The sequence below is a fragment of the Psychrobacter sp. 1044 genome (assembly GCF_904846525.1).
Lineage (GTDB): Bacteria > Pseudomonadota > Gammaproteobacteria > Pseudomonadales > Moraxellaceae > Psychrobacter.
Map to the genome: position 1 here is coordinate 1 of NZ_CAJHAZ010000040.1, position 5,452 is coordinate 5,452.

Sequence of the window (5,452 nt, forward strand, 5' to 3'; positions counted from 1 at the left end):
TCAATACTGGTCTCATCTTATATTTCGGCGTTATGGACTTTACCTTTGTCAGTTACTTCTATGAAGGTGTCTTACAAATAGGCGTGCTTGCCGCTGTTAATTTTGTGGCGCTAAACTTGTGGCTCGTGTTTATCGACCGTCAACCACCATCAGTCACACTCAGCCGATTTAAGTCCGAGCTGGATTGGAGCGCTTATGTCGTCGGTTTACTCAGCAGCCATTTTATTACCTACCTTGCCATTCTTTATGTCTTTGATGACGCCAATATTTTAATGACGCTGATCGCTTTGCTGCTATGGATGAGCTGGTGCGGATTTATGGTTTGGCGATTTTATTGGTATCGCATCAATCTATTAATGCTGACCTATTTATGTGGCTCTGTCATTGTCGTGGTGATGTTTTGGGCGGGTAAGTTGTTTTTAGACAATTTTGATATGGGTGGTTTTCTCATCTTAGCCCTATTATTGATTGGCATGAGTTCAGCAGCGGTTGTTTGGCTGCGTCATGCGGCACGTTTAAACAGCGAAAACAATCTCCCAAGTGCTGTCGTCAAAGGAGGTAATTATGAGTAATGATATGAATAATCAACACTCGGACAATGTCCTTTTACAGCTGCAACAGCTTGGATTAATTGACGGCAATGTGACTGATGCCCGTACTGGTGAGACCAGCGCTAAGGCAACGATAGCGAATAATCACTCTCAAAACGATATTCCTTGGTTTATACAAATACTTTTTGGTCTTAGCGGTATTGTAGCGAGTCTGTTTCTAATCGCCTTTCTGTCTTTATTATTGTTTGGCATCGATGGCTTTGACAGCGTGATTGCCTTGTTAATTACAGGTCTAGTACTCAGCGCGGCGGGTTTTGTGCTATTTAGAAATAAACAAAGCCGTGATAATACCTTTATCAGTAGCCTAGCATTGGCTATTAGCTCGGCTGGACAAGCCTACATTGGCTTTGCTTTATTTGATAAAAATTTGTCACATCCTATAGATGTTTGGCTGTTTTTACTCGTGCAAGCCATTATGACGGTCATTATGCCCAACCGTATCTATCGCCTATTGGGTAGCATAATGACGCTAGGTTTGACGGTTTATTTGCTTAACTATTACCATCTACCTGAACTCAGCTTGGGGCTATTGGCACTGATTGCGATCGTCACTAATTTGCAACGTGATACGTTATTACAGCAACTCCCTACTCAATGGCGAGCGGGTAGTTTTGACGTAATCAAGGCAATGGGTTACGCCAGCGCGCTGATACTATTGTGCGTTTCTGTTTACTTTATCGCCGCTGAACATAGTCATAGTCTTGCTACTTATTATGGCGACACTTTTAGCTATAACTATTATTTGGCGCAAGGATTGCTTACACTTGCCAGCCTTTATGCCGCTTATCTGATTCTAAAACGTTACGACGTTAAATTACTATCAGCAGCGGGACTCTTCATTGGTGGTGCGATTGTATTGCTTGGGATAATATCGATTTACGTCTCAGGACTGCTAGCGACCAGCCTTATCATTGTCATTGCGATCGCCAATAGCCAACGGGTGCTGTTAGGTTTGGGCGTCACCGCCTTGGTCAGCTATATATTTTGGTATTACTACCAGCTCGATACTTCATTACTAATCAAATCCCTCTCAATGCTAATCGTCGGACTGACCATGCTGATAGGGCGTTGGCTATTGATTAAACGCTATTTCGCTAAATCCCTTATCAACGATACTGACTTGACAATGAGCGCCAACGATCATCAGGATCGCCACTCATGAAAAATAAAATTTTGACTAAGCGCTTGATTGATGACACGTCACCATCCACGCATTGGCTAAAAAAACGAGCTGTTACGATTACGATTGCCCTACTGGGGTTAGCACTGATATTGGTCGTAATGACGAAGAATATCATCAAATACGAAACCCATCTCACCACTGGCAAAACGGTATTATTAGCACTTGCACCCGTTGATCCACGTGGTTTTATGCAAGGCGATTATATGGCGTTAAGTTATGCACTGGAGCGCGATATTTTTGATGCCATGCGACCAAAGCACCCTCATTCAACACAAGACGAATTAGGCTCAGAACTAGATGTAGAATTAGACGAGCTTGATATAGATTTTCGTATTTATGAGCCAAGCGACGGTTATGTCATTGTGAAAATCGATGGCAATAATGTGGGGCATTTTGTCCGCTTAGCTGATAGTAATAGTCGTGAAGGTTTAACTAAAAGTGAGCTGCCCATTTATTACCGCCTCCGTAACGGCAGTGTGCAATTGGCGACCAATGCGTTCTTCTTTCAAGAAGGTCATGCTGAGGCGTTTGAAGCGGCTGAATATGGTCTGTTTCGCGTCAATGACAAAGGCGAGCCATTACTCACAGAGATGGTAGACGGTGATTTTACAGTCATCATCGGCGATATAAGCCAAGAGGGTAAAGCCTCTTAGTAGACGTTAATGATGCGACTACTTATTCGTTACTTATCATGCATTACTACTCATGCTTTACTACACGCGATACGTGCAACGCATAACATTCCTTAACTAAAGTAACATTGAGGGTACTGAGACAAACTTGTTACTGTTGCTCACAACCTAAAAATAAATAAAGGCAATGATTATGCGTAGCGCAACTTATAGTACCTTCGGTAAACCATCTGACGTCCTCAGTTTAGGTGACACACCTATTCCTGAACCAAAAGCCAATGAAGTCCGAGTCAAAATGGTACTCGCCTCTATCCACAACCATGATTTATTAACCATTCGCGGTCAATATGGCTTTAAACCTGAGCTGCCAGCGGTTGGTGGTAGCGAAGCGGTTGGCATTATCGATGCCGTCGGTCAGGATGTCAAAGACTTAAAAGTGGGTCAGCGCGTGGCAGCGGCGAGCGTGCAAGCGACATGGGCAGAGTATTTTGTCGCCTCAAAAGACATGGTATTCGTCATGCCTGATAGCTTAGAGGACGAAATGGCGGCGCAGCTCATTGCGATGCCACTCAGCGCGCTGATGCTGATTGAGTTTTTAGCACTAAAAAGTGGTCAGTGGGTGATCCATAATGCTGCCAATGGCGCGGTCGGCAAATCGCTCGCCATGCTAGCCGCCGCGCGTGGTATTAACACCATTAATGTCGTGAGAAGTGACGATGCTATCAAGGAATTAGACGCACTGGGTATCAAGCATAATATCAACACCTCAGATGACGACTGGACCGATCAAGTAAAAGCCATCCTTGGTGATGAGAAAATCAGTGCCGCGGTTGATTCTATCGGTGGTGACTCAAGTAATGATCTGCTGGCGTTACTGGGTCATGGTGGCACATTGGCATCGTTTGGCATCATGTCAGGCAAACCAATGATACTAGATCCAACCCATATTATTTTTAAACAAGCGACGATTAAAGGCTTTTGGGGCAGCAAAATCAGTCAAGAAATGAGCGTTGAAAACAAACAGCGTTTGATTGATGAGCTGATCGAACGTGCTAACGATGGCAATTTAAAACTGCCCGTTGAAGCAACATTTGATTTGGCAGATATCCTCAAGGCCGTCGATGGTAAATTGCAGGCAAGTAAGAATGGTAAGGTGTTGTTAAAAGCATAAATGACGGTCTTACATACATCGATGTAGTTGCAAATGATGTACGTGCAAGTAAAAACACACACCAAATAACCTCAATAGGAATAATATGATGTCTAATAATAAAACCTTTAGAGCCTTAGTCGTCGAAGAAAATACCGACGGCACCTTTAGCAAAAGTATTCAAGAACGCAACGTCAGTGACTTGCCAGAAAATGACTTGTTGATAGAAGTGCATTATTCCTCGTTAAATTTCAAAGATGCGATGTCGGCATCGGGCAATAAAAGAATCACCAAACAATATCCGCATACTCCCGGTATTGATGCAGCAGGCGTCGTTGTCAGCGACAAATCTGGCACGTTTACCGCAGGGCAAGAAGTATTGGTATTTGGCTATGATTTGGGCATGGATACGGATGGCGGTCTGGGTCAGATGATCTCTATCCCTGCCGATTGGGCATTGCCCTGCCCAGAAACGCTGACGTTAAAAGAAGCAATGACTTACGGTACGGGCGGCTTAACCGCAGCACTCAGTATCCAAAAACTAGAAAAAATGGGTGCAAAACCCAGTGATGGTCCAGTCGCGGTAACTGGTGCAACAGGCGGCGTCGGTACGATCAGCATCGCTATTTTGAGTCAGCTGGGTTATGAGGTGATTGCCTTCTCAGGTAAGCCAGAGCAAAGCGAGCACCTAAAAGAACTAGGTGCGAGCGAAGTGCGTCATCGCGATACCATCAATGAAATCGGTAACAAGCCTATCGGTCGTGAGCTGTGGGCAAATGCTATTGATACCATTGGCGGCGACTACTTACCAAACCTGCTAAAGCAAACCAAATCTGGCGGTGCAGTGACCAGTTGTGGTTTAGCCAGCGGCGCTGAGTTTTCGATGTCAGTGATACCTTTTATCACCCGCGCGGTGTCATTATTGGGTATCGATTCGGTGTATATTCCACTGGCTGATAAAGAAGCCATTTGGCAGCGTGTCGCCACCGATATGAAACTGCCTAATCTAGAGAGCTATGGCGAAGAGATTACGCTTGAGCAAACGCCGGAATACTTAGATCGCTTTATGTCGAGTAAAGTGGTTGGGCGTTATGTGGTGAATGTGAAGGGATAGATTTTAGGTTTAATATAAAAAAAAGCAGCGCTCGTCTGGGAGGCTGCTTTTTTGTTAAACTCTAATCCAGCTTATACAATATTTCTTTATTCTTTTTAGATTTTTTAAATTTAGAAGGTTCATACTCTTTGATACTTGGCTGAATTAAGTTATCACTAAAGAAAATGACTTCTTTGCCAACTTTGGTTGTATGGGCTGTATGTTTAAATGAAAATTCTTTCCTTTCAAAAGAAGAGTACAATTGCTGTATTTCAGGGACATTATCATAAGATACAATCCACTTTATCGGGAGTTTCCTAAAAACTGTGTAACTGCTTATAATCCATTAACAGGAGAATAAGCAATGACTACTCAATCTGACATCAAGAAACTGGCCGAGCAAATGGCTGGTAGCATGAAAAGCTTCGATGACATCAAAGACTTCCAAAAGCAGCTCATGCAATCCTTTATTGATACTGCCTTAGAGGCTGAGATGGAAGAGCATCTCGGCTACCCTAAACATGAGAAGGCAGACAAGCCCAATAAGCGCAACGGCCACACTAAAAAGACCGTCCGCAGTGACACAGGCGATCTTGAGATATCCACCCCAAGAGACCGTCATGGTGACTTTGAACCTACACTCGTGCGCAAGCATCAAACCCGTATCTCAGGTCTTGATGACAAGATCATATTCCTTTACGCCAAGGGTCAAACCACCACTGAGATCGTAGAGAGCATTAAAGAGCTCTACGATGTCGACATCTCAAGCTCTCTTGTCTCAAG

The 5,452-nt window shown here is 43.9% G+C and carries 6 protein-coding genes; all 6 read left to right on the forward strand.

Going from position 1 to position 5,452, the window contains the following annotated elements:
• Positions 1-572, forward strand: a 572-nt coding sequence (locus JMX82_RS13960; protein WP_201540977.1) for a hypothetical protein, incomplete at its 5' end; no start/stop codon positions are given.
• Positions 565-1,773, forward strand: coding sequence for a DUF4401 domain-containing protein (locus tag JMX82_RS13965; protein WP_201540978.1), 1,209 nt, complete (start codon positions 565-567; stop codon positions 1,771-1,773). The genes JMX82_RS13960 and JMX82_RS13965, both read left to right, overlap by 8 nt.
• Complete coding sequence (locus JMX82_RS13970; RefSeq protein WP_201540979.1) at positions 1,770-2,447, forward strand: GDYXXLXY domain-containing protein; 678 nt, start codon at positions 1,770-1,772, stop codon at positions 2,445-2,447. Before JMX82_RS13965 ends, JMX82_RS13970 begins: the two co-directional genes overlap by 4 nt.
• A 172-nt stretch (positions 2,448-2,619) precedes the next feature.
• Positions 2,620-3,597: a zinc-binding dehydrogenase gene (locus tag JMX82_RS13975; RefSeq protein ID WP_201540980.1), complete on the forward strand. Its 978-nt coding sequence runs from the start codon at positions 2,620-2,622 to the stop codon at positions 3,595-3,597.
• A gap of 88 nt (positions 3,598-3,685) precedes the next feature.
• A complete protein-coding gene (locus JMX82_RS13980) occupies positions 3,686-4,690 on the forward strand; it encodes a YhdH/YhfP family quinone oxidoreductase (protein ID WP_201540981.1) in 1,005 nt (334 codons plus the stop codon).
• A 343-nt stretch (positions 4,691-5,033) separates the two neighbouring features.
• The coding region (locus tag JMX82_RS13985) for a transposase (RefSeq protein WP_201540982.1) at positions 5,034-5,452 on the forward strand (419 nt) is incomplete at its 3' end.